13 protein-coding genes are annotated in these 20,647 nt (G+C 58.1%); 6 read left to right on the top strand and 7 right to left on the bottom strand.

The window, feature by feature from the left end; genetic code table 11:
* Nucleotides 1-6 precede the first annotated feature (6 nt).
* From AC56LR_RS07290 to AC56LR_RS07280, 3 genes are all read left to right on the top strand, one after another.
* On the top strand, nt 7-573 hold the full coding sequence (locus AC56LR_RS07290; RefSeq protein ID WP_497129081.1) for a flavin reductase family protein: 567 nt from the start codon (nt 7-9) through the stop codon (nt 571-573).
* 171 nt (nt 574-744) lie between these two features.
* Nucleotides 745-1,959 carry an extracellular catalytic domain type 2 short-chain-length polyhydroxyalkanoate depolymerase gene (locus AC56LR_RS07285; protein WP_497129079.1) on the top strand — a complete coding sequence of 405 codons (1,215 nt, stop codon included), beginning with the start codon at nt 745-747 and terminating at the stop codon, nt 1,957-1,959.
* A gap of 149 nt (nt 1,960-2,108) precedes the next feature.
* A complete protein-coding gene (locus AC56LR_RS07280) occupies nt 2,109-3,395 on the top strand; it encodes an MFS transporter (RefSeq protein WP_497129077.1) in 1,287 nt (428 codons plus the stop codon).
* Here AC56LR_RS07280 and AC56LR_RS07275 read toward each other — a convergent pair.
* Both AC56LR_RS07275 and AC56LR_RS07270 read right to left on the bottom strand, forming a co-directional pair.
* The gene (locus AC56LR_RS07275) at nt 3,370-3,954 is read right to left on the bottom strand and encodes a hypothetical protein (protein ID WP_497129075.1); all 585 of its coding nucleotides are present in this window, start codon (nt 3,952-3,954) and stop codon (nt 3,370-3,372) included. The two genes, AC56LR_RS07280 and AC56LR_RS07275, sit on opposite strands and share 26 nt — an antisense overlap.
* A gap of 369 nt (nt 3,955-4,323) precedes the next feature.
* Nucleotides 4,324-4,677, bottom strand: a complete 354-nt coding sequence (locus AC56LR_RS07270) for a hypothetical protein (RefSeq protein WP_497129073.1) — start codon at nt 4,675-4,677, stop codon at nt 4,324-4,326.
* 522 nt (nt 4,678-5,199) lie between these two features.
* On the opposite strand from AC56LR_RS07270, the gene AC56LR_RS07265 reads away from it, so the two are divergent.
* Genes AC56LR_RS07265 through AC56LR_RS07255 form a run of 3 tightly spaced genes read left to right on the top strand, consistent with a single transcriptional unit; the run spans nt 5,200 to nt 10,205 of the window.
* Complete coding sequence (locus tag AC56LR_RS07265; RefSeq protein ID WP_497129071.1) at nt 5,200-6,042, top strand: DUF4007 family protein; 843 nt, start codon at nt 5,200-5,202, stop codon at nt 6,040-6,042.
* Nucleotides 6,035-9,370 (top strand): ATP-binding protein, encoded by a 3,336-nt coding sequence (locus AC56LR_RS07260; protein WP_497129069.1) that lies wholly within the window; start codon nt 6,035-6,037, stop codon nt 9,368-9,370. Before AC56LR_RS07265 ends, AC56LR_RS07260 begins: the two co-directional genes overlap by 8 nt.
* Entirely contained in the window at nt 9,363-10,205 is an 843-nt protein-coding gene (locus tag AC56LR_RS07255; protein WP_497129067.1) for a phosphoadenosine phosphosulfate reductase domain-containing protein, read from the top strand. The genes AC56LR_RS07260 and AC56LR_RS07255 overlap by 8 nt, the downstream gene beginning before the upstream one ends.
* Before the next feature lie 14 nt (nt 10,206-10,219).
* Here the strand turns inward: AC56LR_RS07255 and AC56LR_RS07250 are convergent, their stop codons facing one another.
* Genes AC56LR_RS07250 through AC56LR_RS07230 form a run of 5 tightly spaced genes read right to left on the bottom strand, consistent with a single transcriptional unit; the run spans nt 10,220 to nt 20,201 of the window.
* Nucleotides 10,220-10,648, bottom strand: a complete 429-nt coding sequence (locus AC56LR_RS07250; RefSeq protein ID WP_497129065.1) for a nucleoside 2-deoxyribosyltransferase domain-containing protein — start codon at nt 10,646-10,648, stop codon at nt 10,220-10,222.
* Complete coding sequence (locus AC56LR_RS07245) at nt 10,620-11,327, bottom strand: hypothetical protein (RefSeq protein ID WP_497129063.1); 708 nt, start codon at nt 11,325-11,327, stop codon at nt 10,620-10,622. Before AC56LR_RS07245 ends, AC56LR_RS07250 begins: the two co-directional genes overlap by 29 nt.
* Nucleotides 11,324-16,750 (bottom strand): FtsK/SpoIIIE domain-containing protein, encoded by a 5,427-nt coding sequence (locus AC56LR_RS07240; protein ID WP_497129061.1) that lies wholly within the window; start codon nt 16,748-16,750, stop codon nt 11,324-11,326. The genes AC56LR_RS07245 and AC56LR_RS07240 overlap by 4 nt, the downstream gene beginning before the upstream one ends.
* Complete coding sequence (locus tag AC56LR_RS07235) at nt 16,744-18,303, bottom strand: hypothetical protein (RefSeq protein ID WP_497129059.1); 1,560 nt, start codon at nt 18,301-18,303, stop codon at nt 16,744-16,746. The genes AC56LR_RS07240 and AC56LR_RS07235 overlap by 7 nt, the downstream gene beginning before the upstream one ends.
* Nucleotides 18,300-20,201: a hypothetical protein gene (locus AC56LR_RS07230; RefSeq protein WP_497129056.1), complete on the bottom strand. Its 1,902-nt coding sequence runs from the start codon at nt 20,199-20,201 to the stop codon at nt 18,300-18,302. The genes AC56LR_RS07235 and AC56LR_RS07230 overlap by 4 nt, the downstream gene beginning before the upstream one ends.
* Nucleotides 20,202-20,647 lie beyond the last annotated feature (446 nt).

Genomic DNA, 20,647 nt, shown 5'->3' with positions numbered 1-20,647 from the left:
GGGCGCATGTCACCTGCTTACAAGAAGGAAGCTGTTCCGCTGCAGAAGATCCGTCGCTACCTCGAGCCGGGGCCGATCGTGCTGGTCAGCTCGGCTTGGCGCGGCCAGCGCAACATCATGACGATGGGCTGGCACACGGTGATGGAATTCTCGCCCTCGCTCGTGGGCTGCGTGATCTCCGCAAGTAACCACAGTTTCGAACTGATCCGGCAAAGCCGAGAATGCGTCATCAACCTGCCGACGACGGCGCTGATCGATGCCGTGGTCGGCATCGGCACCACGACCGGCAGCGAGATCGACAAGTTCGAGCGCTTTGGCTTGACGCCGGAAGTGGTGGAGGGCGTCGGGGCGCCGGCCATTCGCGAATGCCATGCGCAGTTCGCTTGCCGCCTGCATGACGACAGCCTGATTGATAAGTACAACTTCTTCATCTGGGAAGTGGTCGCGGCGCGGGCAGCGAAGTCGCCGAGGCATCCGGAGACGCTGCATTACACCGGCGAAGGCGTGTTCATGGTGGCGGGGAAGGTGATCAGCCGGCGATCGAAGGGCTTGCTGGCCATGGAACCGGGCTGAATCCTGCCTGCATTTTTCGTCGGCGCAATCGTGCACACCCCCTGTGCATCGGTGCGCTGATTGTTCGCTTGGACTATGTTCTTACCTCAACTATTCTGATTTCAGCCACGTGAGAACGATGGCTGGATCGTCGCACGACGACTCCCCGATAACGACAACAACGGAGACGGAATGAAAGTTCAACACGGAGCCTTCACGGGGCTTGCCGCCCTGGTGATCAGCCTGCTCGCAACAAACGCCCACGCAGCGGTAGTCGCCCTGCCGAAATACAACGTCAGCGTCAACGAGGTGTCGGTCTCCGGCTTCTCCTCCGGCGCCCACATGGCGGCGCAGATGCACTTCGCCTATTCGAAGACGGTGAAGAAGGGCGCCGGCATCATCGCCGGCGGCCCGGTCTACTGCTCGCAGGGCAGTGTCTCCATCTCGGTCGGCCCGTGCATGCTCAACACCGCCTCGCGCAACCTGCCTTACCTGCTGTCGGTGGTGAACACCTGGTCGGGTAATGGCTATATCGACCCGACCAGCAACATGGCGGCGTCGAAGGTGTATTTGCTGTCCGGGACGATCGATTCGACGGTGAAGCAGCCGGTGATGAACGACTTGCACACGATGTATGGCAACTATCTCCCTGCGGCAAATATTACTTACAAGAATAACCTCACAGCCGAACATTCCATCCCGACCGACTTTTTCGGCAGCGGCTGCAGCGTCAACGGCTCGCCGTACGTCAATAACTGCAACTTCGATACCGCGGGCGAGATCCTCAAATGGATTTACGGGCCCTTGAGCGCGAAGAACGTCAGCACCCTGAGCGGCACTTTCATCAACTTCGACCAAGCCGCCTTCTGGGGTAACCGCAACCCGAACACGCACGGGATGGCGAGCAGCGGCTATGCCTACGTGCCCGCTGCTTGCGCCGCAGGACAATCCTGCCGCCTGCACGTGGCCTTCCACGGCTGCATGCAGAACGTCGCGGCCGTCGGCACCGCCTTCTACCAGAATGCCGGCTACAACCGCTGGGCCGATACGAACAAGATCGTCGTCTTGTATCCGCAGGCGACGACGACTTTCAATAATCCGGGCAGCTGCTGGGATTGGTGGGGGCATGACGACGTGAACTTCCCGGCCAAAAGCGGCGGGCAGATGGTGGCGATCAAGACCATGATCGACAAGATCGTCGGGGGGAATGTAGCGGCGCCGTTCACGTGCAGCTCCTGGTACACCAGTAACTACTCGCATGTGGCAGCGGGGCGGGCATACATCGGCGGGGATGGGCAGGTGTATGCGGTGAATTCGAATCAGTATTTGGGGTATTACATGACGACGGCGTATACGGATGTGAGGAGGACTTCCGCAGGGTATTACGCTTACGGGACGTGTTCGTAAGCAATTAATGCGTCGAACGAGAGTCACGTAAGCTTGGCTCTCGTTTGAGCTTGGCATCGTCGAACTAGCCGAAGAGAGCCTCAAGGAACGTATCTCACAACAGCAGAATATCTTTCCCTCTATCAACGTTCATTTGATAGCATCTTGAAATGAACGATTTCCCCGCTTACGGAGTCACGCCTCCACGAATCCGCCGTCGCCAAACCTTGGCCCTTGTACTGTTAGTCGTCACCGGCGTCATCAACTACCTTGACCGCGCTACCCTCGCGGTCGCTAACGAGTACATCCGCGCCGACCTTGAACTCTCGCTCGGCCAAATGGGCCTGCTGCTGTCCGCCTTCTCATGGAGTTACGCGTTGTGCCAACTGCCCGTAGGCGCGCTAGTTGACAAAATCGGACCGCGCTGGTTGCTCGGCATTGGCCTCGTAGTGTGGTCGCTGGCGCAAGCGGCAGGGGGCCTTGTGTCGACCTTCGGTTGGTTCGTGATCGCGCGTATCGTGCTCGGTATCGGTGAGGCGCCACAGTTTCCGGCGGCAGCAAGGATTGTCAGTAACTGGTTCCCATTGCGCGCACGTGGCACGCCTACAGGTATCTATAATTCGGCGTCGCCGCTAGGCGTCGCACTTGCACCGCTGCTTTTGTCACCGCTAATCCTTGCAACGAGCTGGCACTGGGCGTTCTTTATAACGGGCGGGATGGGTCTGGTCGCAGCAATCGTTTGGGTCACGCTCTACCGCGATCCGGTCCGCGGGCAGATGTCGGATGCCGAGCGTGCCTATCTCGACGAGGGCCAGTCAACCGAGGCTGCGCCGAAAACGAGCTCCGCAACTTGGCGCGCGCTGTTTCGATATCGCGCCACCTGGGGCATGCTGCTCGGCTTTTTCGGCTCGGTCTATCTGAACTGGGTCTACCTGACCTGGTTGCCAGGCTACCTTCGTACCGAGCGCCATATGGATTTGGCATACGCAGGTGTAGCGGCCTCTATCCCCTTCATGTGCGGCTTCGCAGGCGCGTTAATAGCTGGCTGGGCTTCCGATCGTGTGACACGCAATGCAGTCTCGCCCGTGTCGAGTCGTCGGAAGGCGGTAGTAACGTCCATGTTGGGCATGGTGGCCTTTACGATCCCGGCTGCACTTGTCGAGAGCAATACTGTGGCTATCGCCTGCATCTCGGTTGTCATTTTCCTAGCCAATGCTTCGTCGGCCTGCTCATGGTCGCTCGCCACGGCAGTAGCGCCGCGCAGCCGCATTGCTTCACTGGGGGCGATCCAGAACTTCGGCGGCTTCCTCGGTGGCGCGCTTGCACCGATCCTGACTGGCTATATCGCGCAGACATGGTCCTTCGTTCCAGCCTTACTGACAGGCGCTGGGATCTGCTTCATCAGTGCGATGTTTTATCAGTTCCTGGTCGTCAGGCCGATTCCAGAACAGGACTGAGCTGCGCTTCGTAGACCGTGCGTTCAAATGACTGCAGCAAATCACTTGTGGAATCTATGCCATTTTCTTGGACACGATACTTCTCCCAAAAGGTCTCTTCGTCCAGGTAGCATTCGAAAGCAGCCAGCTCGAGCGGCAATGGAGCAGCATATAGTCCCACTCCCTGCTTGGCCCTGACGGCGCTTCGCAGGTAAGAAAGAGGATCGGCGTGTATTTCGTATAGTGCGCGAAAGTGGCTTGTCGAGCGGCCGTGCTGGCACGCGGCTTGGCTGGCAGGTGGCACTTCAAAATATTGAAGAAGCACGTCGCTACCGAGTGAAAAATACAGCAGGCGATTGATGAACGAATCGCGCACTAGATTTGTCGCGAGCGCTATCTCATCAACGCGTTCAGCAGTAGTGGAATCGAGCTGGACGTTGATTTGCGAGCAGCCTAGCCGCTTGAGTGAGCGGGCAACGAAGCGCCTGATGAACACCGGCAGATGCTTGCCTTGAAGGTCATTCTCGAGGTGTGGGAGCTCGCGGTCGATCAGATGGTTGAGGAATGAGTCCCTCTTCATATGCAAATCATCGAGCTTGGATTCAAACTCGTGAAGAAGCGGCGTGAATTTTTAGCGTAACCTTGCGCCTCATTTCGGAACCTCTCCTGACTGGACTAAATGCGTAATCGCCTTCACGTCCGCGTCCTTGGTCGCAACATTCCGAGGAGTGGCTCCGGGCTTGGGTGGTTCCCCCGATGAGCCGATGACTGGCGTTGCACCATTTTCAATGGCAGTCGGCGGGAAGCACTCAAATACGCGGGCAATGTGCTTCAAGTTGCGTTGACAAGGGCGTACTGCCTCACCGGCACGCCGAGTACTTCGCCCGTGATGTTCGAAACTCATCCTTCATGACGTAGACGTCTGGCCGGTGCTTCGTGGTTCTGCTGTTCAACTGTCTTTCCAGTCCCGAATGATCCGGGCCAGATCGGCGCGCGTTATTTTGCGTGCTTTAAGTACTCGGACTAGATCGTCCTGGGAAAGAATGGACTGTTTCAAAATGGTTGAGACATCCTCCGTACCTATCGGATAGAGCCAGAGAGATTCGGTCGGCGCACCGACTGGGACCGGAGTTGCGGGTAATTTTCCCTTAGCAAAAACCTGAACAGTGTAGAGCTGATGCCCTTCTGAAAACCCCTTCTCCAACTGCAGCACTGTGTTGGTGGGAATCATGTAATAGGATTCGCCCTTGGTCGACGAAATCAGCATCGGTTCGTTCAGGCGATATATGGCTTTATCAGCCACGACCTGATTCCAGTGGTACGCAAGCACACCTCCCACCGCTAGGGGCAAGAGCACAGTGATTAGCTTTATTAGCTTAGGTCTTATTGCAGTCCAAATGGTCGATCAAATGACATTATTCAAGCGTCTCGTCAATTGCAACTTGAGCAAGCGCAAAGCGTTGGGTTCGCTACACACCCGAAATAAATTGATTGTCTGAGGTCTCTCTACATTCTGCACACTTCTACTCGGCCCAGGGTGATCCTGCTCCGATCATCTCTTTTTCAGTCGGGACATGTGACATTCGGAGTTTTAATCAACAAAATTTACTTGTAAGTAATTTTGCTGATTAGAAGCCCTTGGTAGGTACTGGTAGGGCAGCGTTTGTGGTAGATTAACTACTGTGTATTTTTACAGTAGTTTGAGTTGCCCGAACTGGCGGAATCCACCAGTTCGAGTTAAACTGTCACCATGAATGCCATATCTAAACTTAGTCGAGGAGCGTCCGTCCATTTCTCGGGCCACGAGACATTTCCCTTGCGTCAAATGTGGCTCAAGAAGTTGTTCGACCAAGCGAGTGACGGGTTGATCTCTAAGTCGACTTTTTCCCACGAACAGTCCATTGCAGATTTCGGCGTAGGCAAGAACATGGTGGCATCAATCCGCCATTGGGCCTTAGCTTGCGGCGTGATGTTCGAGGATGGCGACAGTTTCCGCATTCGAGGCCTTGCTGAGGAGATACTGAATGATGGCGGGCTCGATCCCTACGCTGAGAGCCCATCGACAGCTTGGCTTGCCCATTGGCAACTCGCGGGCCGCTGCTTTCGCTCGACGACGTGGCATTGGTTGTTCAATCATGTGACGGCTCCGACCTTCACCCGCCAAGAACTAGAAGATCCTTTAGCCCGCTATGCGCGCGAGATAGACCCGAAACATCGGTTGTCGGCCTCGACGATCTCGCGGGATTTGGAGACGTGCCTTCGCAGTTACGCGCCGCGTGCCGCGGGCGGCTCTCCTGAGGATTTCGCTGAGCCACTCTTGGGCGAGTTGGGCCTTTTGCAAGAGGTCCATAAGGGCCAATACGCTTTTCGGCGCGGCCCAAAGGCCTCGCTTCACAACGGCATCTTCGCCTATGCCTTAATCGACTTTTGGAATCGAGCAGCCGAGGGGCAAAGCTCGCTGGCCTTCGAAGCCGTGGCTTACGCGGAGGGCTCGCCAGGACGGGTCTTCAAGCTCGACGAGGAGTCAATCGCCCAACGACTGATTACTCTCTCGGACTTCACGGGACGCAAGGTCGAATGGACCGATTCGGCTGGCCTTCGCCAAATTCACCGCAAGGATCTGTCTAAGGAAGACGTGAAAAACATGATTAGGCGCGCCTATGACTGATCAAAAGCGAGAGGCGCTTTCGGACATCGTCCAGATTTCGCACCAATACCAGCGCTCCATCCGCGTCGACGCCGACATTGGCCGCGCCGACGCGCTTGCCGGTTACATCTGCCACGCGACTGCTTCTTCCGTAGTCGATGGCATGTGCAGGCAGCTCTCCAGCACCAACCAACGATGCTTTACCTGGACGGGACCGTTCGGAGGGGGCAAGAGCTCATTAGCCGTCGCCTTGGCAAGTGTGCTGCATCCCGACAAGAATCTTCGGGCAAAAGCGCGTGAAGCCTTGCGCCTGGATTCCAAGCCCTCTTTCGATAAGGCGTTCCCGGTCCACAAAGGCTGGCTGCTCGTCCCGACCGTTGGTCGGCGTGGCAGCGTCGTGGCAGAGCTGCATGCCGCGCTGCGCCGCGCGCGGGGAAAAACTGTCGATGGTCGCAGCAAGCCGAATGCACAAGCGCTAATCGCAGAGCTTCTCGAAGAGGCTAGAACTCGCCCGCATGATGGCGTGCTAGTTATCATCGACGAGATGGGCAAGTTCTTGGAAGCCTCCGCCCTAGGCTCCGGTGATGACGTCTACTTCTTCCAAGAGCTTGCCGAGGCGGCCGCTCGTTCCGAAGGGCGCTTAGTGGTCGTAGGCGTGCTGCATCAGTCCTTCGCGCAGTATTCGGCCCGCCTGGGCATCGATACTCGCGACGACTGGGCAAAGATCCAGGGCCGCTACGTTGATCTTCCGTTCGTCGCCGCGAGCGACGAAGTCGTCGAGCTCATTGGCCGTGCGATCGAGGCCAAGGAGCGCCCGTCTTGGATGCGCGACGCGTCTAATACTATCGCTGAGGCGATTCGTTCGCGCCGCCCCGCAGTGGGGCAGCACTTCGCCCAGTCTCTGGAGGCCTGCTGGCCGCTGCACCCGGCCATGGCCGCGCTGCTTGGCCCGATTTCCAAGCGACAATTTGGACAAAACGAGCGCAGCACGTTCGGCTTCTTGTCATCAGTAGAGCCGTATGGCTTCCGTTCCTATCTGAACTCAACGCTCAAGAGCGAAGCGAGCTGGTATCGTCCGAGCGACTACTGGGACTACCTGCGATCGAACTTGGAACCGGCGATCCTTGCTTCTCCCGATGGGCATCGCTGGTCGCAGGCCGTCGAAGCAGTCGAGCGAGCCGAGGCCAAGACGGGCGACGCGTTGCTCGTGTCGCTGATCAAGAACATCGCAGTGATTGATTTGTTCCGCAACGGCTCCGGCCTGGTGGCCGACCCTGCCGTGATTGGCGCCCTTTTTTACGACAAGACGCACGAGGAACTCGCCGCCGCGCTGGAAAAGCTCAGCTCGCTTAAGGTCGTATTATTTAAGAGCTATACCGGCGCTTGGTCGGTGTTCGAGGGCAGCGACTTTGACATCGATGCAGCTATCGCCCAAGCCATGGCTGCCTCGCCTGGCATTGATTACGTCTGGCTTGCGCAGCTCATGGGCCTGCATCCAGTAGTGGCCAAACGTCATTATCACGAGACGGGCACCATGCGCTGGATGGAGCTCTCGCTCTGCAGCATCGAGCAGGCCGAAAAACTAGCCACTAACTTTCAACCTAAAAGGGGCGAGTTTGGGGCATTTATTTTGGCTCTCCCCAGCAAGGGAATGAGTCAGCGAGACGCAAGCGTTCGAGCGGCGAATTGCTCAAGGCTTCGCCCTTGGCCTGTGATGGTAGGCATCCCTACTAACCATGCTCGCATTACCGAGCTCGCTGCTGAGCTGGTGGCGTTGGAGCAAGTCAAAGAGAGGCATGAACTTTCCGGCGACGCTGTCGCCCGTCGCGAGGTCTACGCGCGGTTGGCGGCGACGCGGGCCGACCTTGAGGACCAACTGCAAGCTGCTATGTCCCGAGCAAAGTGGCATAAGGGCGAGCATCAGATAGTAGAGCCAGGAGGGAAGCTCTCCCCCGAGGCGTCCCTACTCGCCGACGACCTTTTCGTGGATGCGCCCCGAGTTTGGAGCGAGCTAGTCAACCGCGACAGTGTCTCGAGCAACAGCGTGAAGGCCCGTCGCGAGCTTCTGCACGCGATGATTAACGCTGAAGGCCAAGAGGCTCTGGGTTTCGAAGGCTTCCCGGCCGAGCGCGGCCTCTATGAAACGCTGTTAAAAAGCACACAGCTACATCGCCAAGACGCCTCAGGTGCGTGGCGTTGCATGCCTCCCGGTGATGGTTTCGCCGAGGACTTCGTACCGCTTTGGAAGACCACTCGCGCGCTCTTTTCCGACGTCAATTCCCGTGTAGGAGCACATGAAATCTACGCGCAGTGGAGCGAGCCTCGCTTCGGCATGAAGCGGGGCATTCAGCCGGTGGTCCTCACGGCCTTTCTGCTTGCCCACAAGGCCAACATCGCCGTTTATAAGGATGGGATGTTCGTGCCGCGGCTTACCGACTTCGACATCGACGAGTGCCTGCAAGACCCTCACCGGTTCTCGCTGCGTTGGGTGGCTATCGATGAGGACAAGAGTCGGATCCTCGAAGGCATCTCCAAACTCTTGACTGAGATTGGCGAAAACGCTGGCGCCACCGACCCGCTTGAAGCTGCCCGTGGCCTGGTGGCGATGGTATTCAACTTGCCCGAGTGGGCCCGGCGCACCTCGCGGCTGGGTCAGATAGCCAAGGACATGCGCGACATGCTTCTCAAGGCCAGCGATCCGCACAAGGTCCTGTTCGTCGACTTAGCTTCGCTCTTGGATGCAGTGGACGGCAAGTCATACGTAAAGGCGTTGCGCGCGCCACTGCAAGAGCTCGCCGGCGCCTACGGGAAGATGCTCGCCGAAGTCGAAGCCAAGATGCTTTCCGCTCTCGATGCGAGCCGCGATGACCTCAATGCATTACGAGCGCGCGCCCGCTCGGTCTCCGGCATCTCGGGCGACCTACAAATGGATGGCTTCGCCACGCGCCTTGCCAACTTCGATGGCTCGCGAACCTCGCTCGAAAGTATCCTCAGCATGGCTGCCGAAAGGCCGCCGCGCGACTGGGTGGATCGCCATATCGACGCGGCCATCTTGGAGCTCGCCAAATCCGCGAGGCGCTTCCGCGAGGCTGAGGCCTACGTGGCCGTGCAAGGCAGGCAGGAGCACAGCGAGGCCATTGCCCTGGTCATCGGCACAGGCTCGAACACCACGACGATCTCACGCTCCTTCGCAATATCGGACCGCCATCGCCAAACGGTGGAAACCAAGGCGCATGAGATCGCTTTAATGTTGGAGGAACAAGGGCTGGAGACGAACGTATTGCTTGCGATCCTGGCCAAAGCCGGGATGAAGCTCGCGTTTATAGACAAGGAGATGGCCAATGGCTGAGCGGCACGTTCTGGGGATTTCGGGCGGCAAGGATAGTGCGGCGCTAGCGGTCTATATGCGCGAGCATCATCCTGAGCTCGACATCGAATACTTCTTTACCGACACTGGTGAAGAGCTACCCGAGGTTTACGAATTCCTTGGAAAGCTCGAAGGCCGGCTCGGCAAGCCTATCCTAAGGCTTAACCCTGACCGCGACTTCATCTTCTGGCTGCGGCAATACAACCATTTCCTGCCCAGTCCCAACACGCGCTGGTGCACCCGGCAGTTGAAGCTTGCCCCCTTTGAAAGCTGGGTGAGACCTATGCTCGCAGCGGGCGACAAGGTTACGTCCTATGTGGCCATTCGCGCCGATGAGGATTACCGCGAAGGCTACTCAGCCAAAGCCGAGAATCTTTTCGTCAAATTGCCCTTCCGAGAGGCGGGCATCGACAAGGTCGGCGTGATCGACATACTTGAAAACTCCGGCGTCGGCTATCCCAAGTATTACGAATGGAGATCGCGCAGCGGATGCACGTTTTGCTTCTTCCAGCAGAAGATTGAATGGGTGAGGCTGCGCGAGCAGCACCCTGATGCGTATGAGGCTGCCAAGGCCCTAGAAAAGGACGCCCTGGAGCATGGCTCGCCCTTCACCTGGTCCAAAGGCGAATCGCTTAGCGACATGGAACAGCCTGAACGCGTATCAGCAATCCAGGCCGAATATGAGATCCGCCGTACTCGTATGCGCAAGGCTATCCCCATTAATCCGCTGCGGCCTGTGAAGGCTTGTCCGGACGACATTGACGATATCTATGGAGTTGACGAGGGTAACGGCTCTTGTGTCGTCTGCCACAAGTAAAGAAACCGACGTCCTCATCGATCGATTGCGGGAGTCGAATCTCCCTGGTCCAGCGACAACAGGTAATCGAGCGCTTCGCCGAGCGTCGGGAAAACGCATTCACAGCATTGGCGAACCATCTCGAAATAGTGGCGCACCGAGGGATTCTCGATCTGGTCGACCATGAAGATCCGTTTGCCCAAAGCCTTCGCGAACCCGACCTCCAATGCCAGGGAATAACCGCCCGGGTTCGAGGCTTCCATGTTGGCCAAGACGATGTCGGATTGGCGAACGGCCTCTAGGTCCCAACGTGTGTATTCGGCGGGGTCTTGGATGTTATGAGTACTCGGATCAAGCAGCTCGAACGATCCGGCCAAGCGGGCGGCCACTTGAGATTGCCAATTCGATTTGAACCCGCCGGCCAGGTATATCTTCCTAAGAGGCGGGGGGGCTGTTGCCAGCATTGGAATCCTTCTTGAATTTCAGCTCGGCGATCGCGATCGAAAAGGGAGTCGCCATTGCGCGGTTATGGAACACTTCACCTTGCTTGAAGAGCGCCAACGCTATGCCCAAGAGCAAGAGCGCCTGCGCATACCAAGGGGCCGCGTGGTAATAAACAAACAGCAGTTTGGGTGAGAGCAACGAACACGCCGCAAAGTCGAACGCGAGGATCGCCAAAGCGGTCCCCACGCCATTGCACAGCATCGAGATGAACATGAACCTGCGACCCATCGAAGCAGCTTCAGCAGAAACCGAAAGCGCTACGCTGCGCAGGTCATTGTAGCCCCAATCCTGCGCAGCTGCTCCGGCCTGCTGGGCTATAACAAGTTCAGCAAACCACGTGTAAGACTTCCGCCTCTTCGCCCCGGCTTCGTCAAAGGGCTTGGCAAGTCTGGCTTTGGATAGCAGTGGTTTCAAGATTTGTTCGTAAAGGGCAAGCAACGCGTGACCGATCGCAAAAAGGACGCCCGCGAACGTAAGAGTAGCCGTGGTCGTATCCCCGAGCTTGAAGATCGATTGGAGCTGAACCGGGCCCAAGTGCATAAGCGCCAGGCCGATCGCTAAGACGGCGCCAGGCACCCACGCACCGATCAAGTCGTTGAAAAACTTGGCGATCGTAGCTGCCGCTTCTTCGACCTTCATTTAGTACCTCGCTCATCCCTGTTGTCTTCAGCTATTGCGGCCACAGCAGCTTCGATGTCTTGATCCGATAGGAACGGCGCTTGTGCGAAGACCAATCCCTGCTCCCCGTTTAGTTTGGCGGCAAGGTGTCCTCGGCCGAGCAACAGCTCAGCGCCCGGCCGATCTAGCGCGATCTTGGATGTCGCCTCGCTGGACACTTTCAAGATAAGGCGATTACCCAGGTTCTCCCGCAGTTGCATGGGCATGACGTCCTTGTCAGGGCGCTGGGCCGCGAAGATCAAGTGGATGCCAGCGGCACGGGCTTTCACACCCAGCCGCTGCACCGCCGCGCTCACTGCCCCCTTGTATGTATCGTCGAGCATCCAATCCGCGAACTCGTCGTGGATCAGGAAGACCATGGGCAGACGTTCCGATGCCGCCACCTTGGAATTGTAGGTTGGCAGGTCACGCGCCCGTGCCTTTGCGAATGCCCTGTAGCGGTCTTCCATCTCCTGTACAAGCGCTGCGAGCACTTCGCCCGCCTTCTCCTTAGTTGTGACAATCTCATCACGCATGTGCGGCAAGTCGGCCAACGGGGCATAGTCGACTCCCATTTTAGGGTCGATCAAGATGAGCTGTGCCAGATCCTTAGAGTTCGTCGCGGCAATGTCCAGGATTAAGGCTTGGATTAGTACCGACTTACCGCTGCCCGTAGCGCCGGCGACCAGCGAATGCGGCTCATGCGATGAAAGCCCACCGAATTCAGCGCCAAGATTGAGATACAGCAGTGCGCCGTTGATCTCCTGCAAACCCAAGAGGAAGGACGTGTTGATGCCGGCGACATTGCGGTTTAGCTCGCGGCGTGACCACAGTTCCCAAAGCGAGACAGCCTGGCGCTTAGTGCCGGCGACGGTCACCACGATCTCGCCGGGCTTTGGCTGGACCGTCACAAGGTTGATCGCGTGCGTGGTCAAAAGCTGTGTGCGTTTGTTCTCTATGTCCTCGACGCGTAGCTGGTCGGAGCCTGCCAGGCGCACTAGGCATCCATTGGGGGTTAGCCGCGTCCCGAGGATCGCGGCCCGTAGCCCATAGCTGTTGAGCGCGGCCTTTAGCTTCTTGGTCACGTCGTGCGCCCACTCTTCCCGCTCGGCGTCAGCTTGCGCGCCGCCAGCGAATTTCGAAGCGACAAGCTCGGCTAACGAAACCCCGAGTCCGTTCGGTGCCACTGGCGCTAGCGCCGAGACTAAAGTCGAATTTGCCGACGCGTCACTAGCTTGGGTCGGGCTTTGCGCATGAGCCACAGGCTCTTGCGCCTCCGAGCCGGTGCTGTCTACAGCTTCGACTTCTTCGGCCACCTCGGCTTTCACCACAATCTCATCGCTGCCATTGGCGAGCTGGCTCATGGCCGCGAGCCAGGCCACGCGAGGCGCTGGCTTCTTGAAGCTATGGTTCGACCAGGGTTCGTGCGCACCGAGAGCTGCGCGAGCTTTGATGTTGCCTGTTCCTTTGGCGTATGCCTCGACCAGCTTCTTAAGATCAGTGCGATCGAATACCTCTTGCCAAGCCTTGACGCCACTCTCATCCACAAGAAGTTCTTGCTCGGAAGCAGATCCTAAGCCAGCGTCCGAGGTGTGGACATAGATCTGCGAGTAGCCGCGAAGTGAGATCTCCACATCTCCTTCGCGAAGCTTCGAGCGAGCGCGTTCCATCAAACCCGTCATTCCCGGAGGAATATCTGCGTCGATGAGCATATCGGCCAAGCGCGCCAGCCACACATCGCGGTCGAGTCGGCCAGGATCGCCAAAAAGGGCTTCGCGGAACAAGTTCAGCGTGGTCAGAAGCTGATCCTTTGAACTACGTCGCGCTGCGGCCATTCCATCGGCGGCCACATACTTCGATTCGACGATCGCGATGACTACGCGGATCCCATCCTCCTTCTCCTCGACATTGAGCGCCAAGATGTCAGCGATGCGGCTCTCAGGTTGGGAAAGCCAGCTTGCGTAATCGTCGAGGAGGAAGTAAGCCGTTAACACATGCCCCCCACTGCTAAGAGCCTTGAACTCCTCCGCGAGCAGATGGCGGCTAAGGACCAAGCCGATCATCTCGCCTGCGGAAACGCCGCGCTTGGCTGCCCGCAAGACGATGTCGCCGGAGACTGACAGTGCATCGCATTTGGCTTTCTCGGCCACTTCGTTGACCTCATCTGAGGTAAGTTGAAGTTTCAGCTCAGCAAGGCGACGCCGGACAAGCACACTAAGCAGCCGGAGCTCTGAGGTCGAGCTCACAATCATGTTGCGGCCGTTGGTGGATCCACGGCGATACCTGACGACCGTAATGTTGTTGTGCTGAAGTTGGCGCTTATCCAGCAGCTCATCGTAAGTGGCGACCCATTCGGCAAGGTTGTGCGCGTCGTTTATCAATGCGGCCAAATCCTGGCTTTGCAGGGAAATGCGGCGCGCCGGCAACAATCGCATGTCAGGCGTCGCGTCCTTCTGGTTGCAGACGGCCGAGACAGCCGTGACGTAAGACCACCCCGAGGCCGTTTGCCAAGGGCAGGTCAAAAAGGTAGTGGACTTGAGTTCGTCCTCTCCTGAAACGTTGCGGTAGGAACAGCGCGAAGGCGCGTGCTCTAGGCTCGGCCGGTCGTTGGTCCAAGCAACGGGCAGCCATTCCTCCTTCGCCGAGCGGGCGACCACGTCATGCAGGAAGGCTACGTCGAAAGGTTTGAAGCCCTGAGCGCTCTCACTGGGAGTCGAGGAGATTGGAGTGACCGCGATGCGCAGCTTCGAGATGAAGTTGTCGCTAGTTTCGCTGACCACCGGGAGGTCAGGATCATCACCGGCCTTGTTAACCAATTCTCCATAGACGCTGCGAAGTTTTGCCTGGTCAGCATGCCGCACGGAGATACTGCATTGGAATTTGCCTTCCTCCTGGATGGAGGAGAGCTCGCGCACGGTTGACAGCGGCAGCTCGGCCGCATCGGCGTTGTAGAGCACAACACTGAGGTTTGCGGCCTCATGCGGCTGCAGGCCGACGTAACGCTCTAAGAGCTCGCGCACCTGTTTAGCCGCAGCGGCCGGATCAACGTCGGTCATGGCGTCTTCGTCGCCGCGAATTGGGGCCTCCAACAGGCTATAGCCGTTGACCGTACTGCTCTCGCTGACCAGCTTGGGAGCCCCGTTTTTGTTCAGGACTGCTATCTCTGGGTAGAAGGGATGGGCAATTTCGTCCGAAAGCTCGCGCATGAAGATCGCACGATCTCCATACAGAATGCTGCCGCTCGACAGCAAATGGGTGGCGAAGCCCGCTACGCGACGAGACTTCACCGCCAGCGCCTTCATTCGCTCAGGGTGCCAAGGCGGTATGATCAGCGCGGGGTTGTCGCCAGCCACGCGGGTCGTGCCTACCGACAGCACTTCAGACACCAAACGCGACCTGCAAAGGTCGCCGCGCGCATGGGCCATCAAAGTTTCCAACAGCGCGGCGAAAGATTCAGCCTGACGCATCACCGCCTCTCCATGGAGGCCGGTGTTAATGAAATCCTCTATGGCCTTGATGTAGTCCTCTTCGAACTTATCCCACGCGGTTCGAACCTCCTCGCGTTGAGGAGGCGTCAAGCGGCCGTCGTCAGCCAATTCCTTGATCCGGTTCTTGATTTCTTGGCGGAAGCTGCGGAGCTTGTTGGCGGCAGGAACCAAAGAGCCCGCGTCCGTGGAATAAGTGGCCTCCAGGGTCCCGGTGTCGAGAAGCGACACGTTTTGAACTCCGCCCTTCTTGCTCACCAGGCGACGCGGGACCTCAGTAGAGCCGACTGCTCCCTTCTCTAAGAGGCGTCGCATGTCCGCTACCATGGCCAGACCGATGGTGGCAGGCTTGTAGCTCCAAAGCAGTTGCGTCTTGTTGATTCGAGTCTCGACATCGCCCTCGATCTTCAAAAGTTCAACATCGAACTTAATCTGCAACGCGAGACGCGCGAGCGATGAATTCGCCTTGAGCTTCTTGCTACGGCTCGTGGCGATCTCACGCTCCTTCGAGATGTAGCGCTCGAAATCGAATAGCGGGTCCGGCAGATCTGCCGTGGTCATGCGCGTGACCTTCCACTGCACTTTGGCGCCCATTAGGTCTCGAATGCCCCGATACATTGCAGAGAAGAAGCTGCCAGCGTCGTGGTTGAACCGCTCACGCCATTCGGTCCGCCCTTTGTTGACGGTGAAGCGAAGAATGCGCTCGCCTTCGGAGTCTCCAAGTCCAGCGTGGAGGTTGTTGACCACCCGGACGAATCCATCGAAGAAGTCGTTGCACTCGATCGGTTTCCCAAACAGCGCTTTCTCCCACCGCGACAGTAGCTTGGAATCGAGCTCCAAGAACCGGCGATGGGCGGCGAAGAATTCCTCATCCTCGGGCGTGAAATCAGCCCGCCGCTCACGTGACTTCAAATCCTCGAGGAGCTTGCGACCCTCAGGCTCCAAAGCGTTGTCTTCGTCGCAGTCATGGTCGAAAAAGCGCAAGGTCGTCTCCGCCAAACCTTGCTGTTTTTCCTTAGGCTTGTCGAATGCGAGGTAGACCCCCTCCGATTCCCACTCGAACTGCGCGAGAGAAGCAGCAGCTTCTTGATCGCCCACTGGAGCAGAAGCGAAGGCTTCCAAGGCTTGGCGCGCGCCTTCGGCGATCTCCGCGGAGTTGGCCTCAATGCGTTCAAGCAGTTCATCAGGATCCAACGGTTGGCCATTTTGGCGGAGCTTTTTGAGCAGCGGCGCGCGTTGGGCGATGAGTTTTGAAAAGGCCTTTTGCCAAGTTCCGCGCGAAGTCCCGAAGGTCTTCGCGTTGGAAAAATACCCACTATCCCTGGGAAGTCCGGCCCTTGGCAACGCATACCCGACCGCGTCGCGGATAGGGAGGCCTCTAGTGGAGATGGCTTCAACGATCTCGGAGCAGAAGTCGCCAAGCTGCACCAGAGAAAGCTCGGATGCGTTCATCAGGCCGCCGAGCGCAGCCTGGAATACGGCCCTGTCGTCCGCCACCAACGTAAGGCCGCCGGTGTGCAACGCGGCCTCGACCCAAGGTTGGGGATCGATCCTCAGTTCCTTGGCGCCGATAGGCGTGACGTGCGCGAGCGTGTCCGAAAGGTTTTGCTCACTGCCGCTGGCGGTGAGAATTGCTTCCTTCTCGGTATCGGCGTTGTTGCGCACGTAGCCGGCGTTCTGCTGGATCAAGATCTCCGGCGGCAGGCCCTGGCCCCGCACTAAAGCCTCGGGGATCATCAGATCCATACGGGCGATTAGGTCGGGCTTGCCCATAACCGATCGCGCCACGGCGGCGACCTGGCTAGCCGAGAGCTTGTCGAGCCGAAACAGCGCGACGGAGTCGCCCGCTTGGGCAGAGTTGGCGAGGCGCTTGTCGAGGATCTCCGCGCCGACGCGTCCGATGATGCGGTCGGTCAGCATGCAGCCTCCACCTCAGAAAAGAACGGGTTTTCAACAAATGAGCACGAGTCCGAAAGTCGACGCACCAAACCCAGGGCAACCAGCCGGGCTTCCAAGTTGTCGCGGTTCTCGCTAAGCTCCCCTTGGTCAATGGACTTTTCCTCCACTAGGTGAGCGCCTTCGGCATCGCCGATCACCAGGCCATAGCGACGGTTAACTTCGATCAAGAATTCGTCGAACTGCATTCGATCGCCGACGATCGCGATGACGATAGATTTAAGCAAGCGGTCGTTGGGCGCATACCGATACCTTCGCGAAAGCCGACGAGAGCTCAGGCCAATTGCGCGCGACCATGATGCATGGATCTTGCCCACGTGTTGGCCATGCCGAGGCAATGCCAGCTCGACGAGTTTGGCGACCAACTCGTCAGGGCTTCGGTCGGAGTAGTCGTCTTCGTCCTTGCCTGCCACGGGTGGCCACTGGAAGGCCTCGCGTAGAAGTTTCACACGCTCGGCGTCGGGGAACTCGGTGGAGCCGGCATCCATCCAGGCCTTCTCGCTTCGGATCGATTGGACGTGGGCTCGGATTGCCTTTTCGGGAAGTCCTTGATTGACCAGATAGCTATCGCCGGAAAGAGCACGGACCTTGCGGCCCTCCTTGGAAACGATCTCGCAGACGAACTCGACAGGTTCGTCGTTGCCCGCGGTCTTCTTGGCTCGCTCGAGGAAGTAGAGCAGCATGTTGAGACCGGTGAGCGCGATCAAATGCTCGAGTGCGTCATAGGCCGGCATGTCCCTCGACAGAATCGCGAGCCAGTCTTCGCAGATTTGGTCGAAGCGTCGGCTCGACGCCTCTGGCAGGTAGCCAGACAGGCGAGGATCCTCCGGAGACTGGGGCGCGCCTTGGAGCGCTCGCGCCAGCCTATTCATCGGCGCCGAGCGCTCGAACATTCGACGGGCAAGCAAGTCGCCGAGTTCGGCGCCGCGCTTGGCCCGCGTGAGCATCAGATATAGCAGTTCGCCGGACCGTGCGAAAAATCGCCGATCATTGCTCATGCTACCCTTCGAGTCGATCTCCAAGTCTTCGTAGAGCGCGTCAGGCCCAAAGGGGAAGACGAACTTCGAGCTCCAGCGCTTATTGCTACGGGACTCGAATGAAGATGAACGGAGCAGCTCGATCGCCTTCGCGAAATCGTCGAAGCTGCTAAAAGATTGGCGCAAGTAGGCTACATCACTGGCCCCGTCCCCGTTGCCTGTTTTGCCTTGCTCAAACTTGTCGAGCCATTGGCGCCACTTTTCCTCGTCGGAGAGCTTGCTCTCCGCGATGGACTCGACGTAAGGGTTGTTGAAGAGCAGCCCGCGCAGTCGCATTTGGCGCTGTGGTTTGAACCTGACGGCGCCGCTCAGACCCTCATGGGGCCGCAACGGCTTATCTAGATTAGAGCGCAGCACGCCTAGGAATTCGAGAACCGTCAAATGCGGAAGTTGCTCGTCATAGAGCCGATGTCCCCAAATGTTCTCATCGACGCAGAAGTCCACCCGGTCGATCTTCGGTCGCTTGATCATTTCGCTCATTCTGTAACCCTCACAGTTACAGGACGAGTCATGCCGCGTCCGCCGGGTTCGATGTCAATGAAGTTGAGGGTCATGGTCGAGTCTTCTGCGCTGACCTCGTCATCTTCGGCGACGGCGTCCTTGCGAACTGTTTCCGCCTTGCGCAGGAGCTTGGCTTTAAAGGCTAGAAGGTCTTCAAGGCATTCATTAGAGAAGCTTGCCGGAAGCGCACCTTCCGCCACGCGAGCAAGGAACTCGTAGCGGATAGGCGTAAGATCGTAGATCACACCGTTGGCCGTCCCCGGGGCGAGCAAGACCTCCAAATAGGGACGGCCGGTCATCGCGTTGAGCTTGATGGCCATGCCCGCGCCACCTTGACGGCGCGCGGAGGTGTCGTAGTCGCAAAGTACGCTCACGCGACTCTGTGTGAATCCGCCGGAGCTTGCGATGAAGATCCGGTCGGCGTTCTCCAAGAGAAGCCCTGTTAAGACACGATTCAGGCCCCTCGCGATCCGGCCGCGGACGGCCTCATTGACCTGGGTGGTCTTCTTCACCAACGTATCGATGAGCTCAAGGTAGTCGCCCGAATAACGGAAGACTGTCATGGCCCAGTGCGGGTAGCCGGGCTCGTCCTTAGGCAGCGTGAAGTAGAGCCTGCGGCGCTGGTCTTCAAGCATCTCCATGAACTCGGCCGCACCGCCATCCAGTCGAGCCCCCTCGTAGCCTTCCAGGTAGTCGTCTTGTGCGGCCAGGAAGTTCGCAGTGGCTCCGTAGATGGGGTCGCTGGCCACCAAGCGCGTAAAGTCAGCCTGCAGCCTCGAATCGTCCTTCCCGTAGACCAGTAGACCATCGGCCCCGTTGGTGGTTTCCTCGCCGACGCCGAAGCCCGCCATGGCCTTGAAGACGGGACGGTCAGCGGCCCTACGTTTGGGCAAATTCGCCCCAAAAGCGTTGGCGTAGATGCTGGCCTTGCTGAGGTTGCCCGCCTCTTGGATCCTCGCCACGTCGGCGCAGGTCATAAGGTTCTCCTTTGCACCCTTAGCGTCGGAATACCCGAGGATCATGTTGGAGCAGAGGGCGAGCAGGTCACGCACCGGCAGATGTAGGCCGTTGAGGCGCGCAATCTCCACCAGATCGCCCAAACGGGCCACGAGCTGCCTGCCGTCGGCCTCGCCGAGCAATCGGCGGCGGTTCTCGTCGATCGGGCAGAGCTTTCCGCCGGTATTTAGGGAGCAATGGGAGCAGTTGTCCCATTGCGGATGCCCCGCCACTGCTTTAGCGACCTCGTCTAAGGTCTTACGGGTGGTCGTGCGGCTGAGGTCGAACACCGCCAGGCGATTGGGCGCCGGGCCAGCTTGCAGGAAGCACTCTTGCAACGGCGTGCGAAGCGGGTGTCTGCCGCCTTGGCGTTTTCCAAGGTCGCGCAAGCGGTCGAGCACTTGACCATGGTTGGCCGCAAGGATCACGATCTCAGAGTCATCACCGCCGAGCACCGATTTTTCAAAGCGCTGAAGCGGCTGGTCGCTTTCGTGGCCGTTGAACTCGGAGAGATCCTTGATAAAGACAGCCGAGCGGCCATCCGCCAGTCGCAGCTCCTTGACATTTCCTTTGGCGGCCCAGGCCTTGAGATCACCGCCCAGACGTGTCCAAAGGGCCCGACAGTGGTAGGTCTTGCCATCGCCCGCAGTGCCGGCGATTAGCATCGAGCCCGGTATCTTGGACTCAATATGTTTGATCATGTCGTCAAGAAGCGGAGTCGACAAGCTGATCGGCTGGACATTGGCCTTGCTAAGCGCACCTGACACGTATTCGTCGAACATCGTCAGATTTTGCGGCGTTGGGCCGTAGCTGCGCAGAAAACGTACCCAAACGCTGGCCGGCGGTGCTTCGCTGGCCGTTACCGCAATGTCGGATTTCATGAGATATTAATAACCACATAAGTAGATTGACGTTATCCTACCATTAAAATTGCGACTGAGAAATTGCAGGATTGCTGATATCTCGATCGTTGATTTACTTATGTGAACCTTGTCAGAAAAGCTAGAATTAGTGGTGAGAAAGTTGAGTGTAAAGAGCCAACCCGATAGGTTGGCTTTTGTTTTTCACCGTGAACCGAGACCAAATCGAACAAAAAAACAAAGCGGATTTGTCGATTTTCGCTAACTAGGTCAGTAATTCTTACTTACCTGGCATAGTTTTCACCTCTTGTATTATCCGACGGAACCTAGTCGTTGCTCACGAAGTCGATGTCGATAGAGGTCACCTGCACCTTACCTGGCGCATGCGCTCGATGCGCAGCGAGTGTTTGTCGTTCAATTCGTCCGAATGCACGACCACTTTCACGGCCGGGTCCTTGATCGCCATC

This window comes from Telluria sp. ZT3P39 (genome assembly GCF_059685935.1).
Note: the sequence above shows the minus strand (reverse complement) of the source record. Positions and strands in the feature narration are given on the sequence as shown.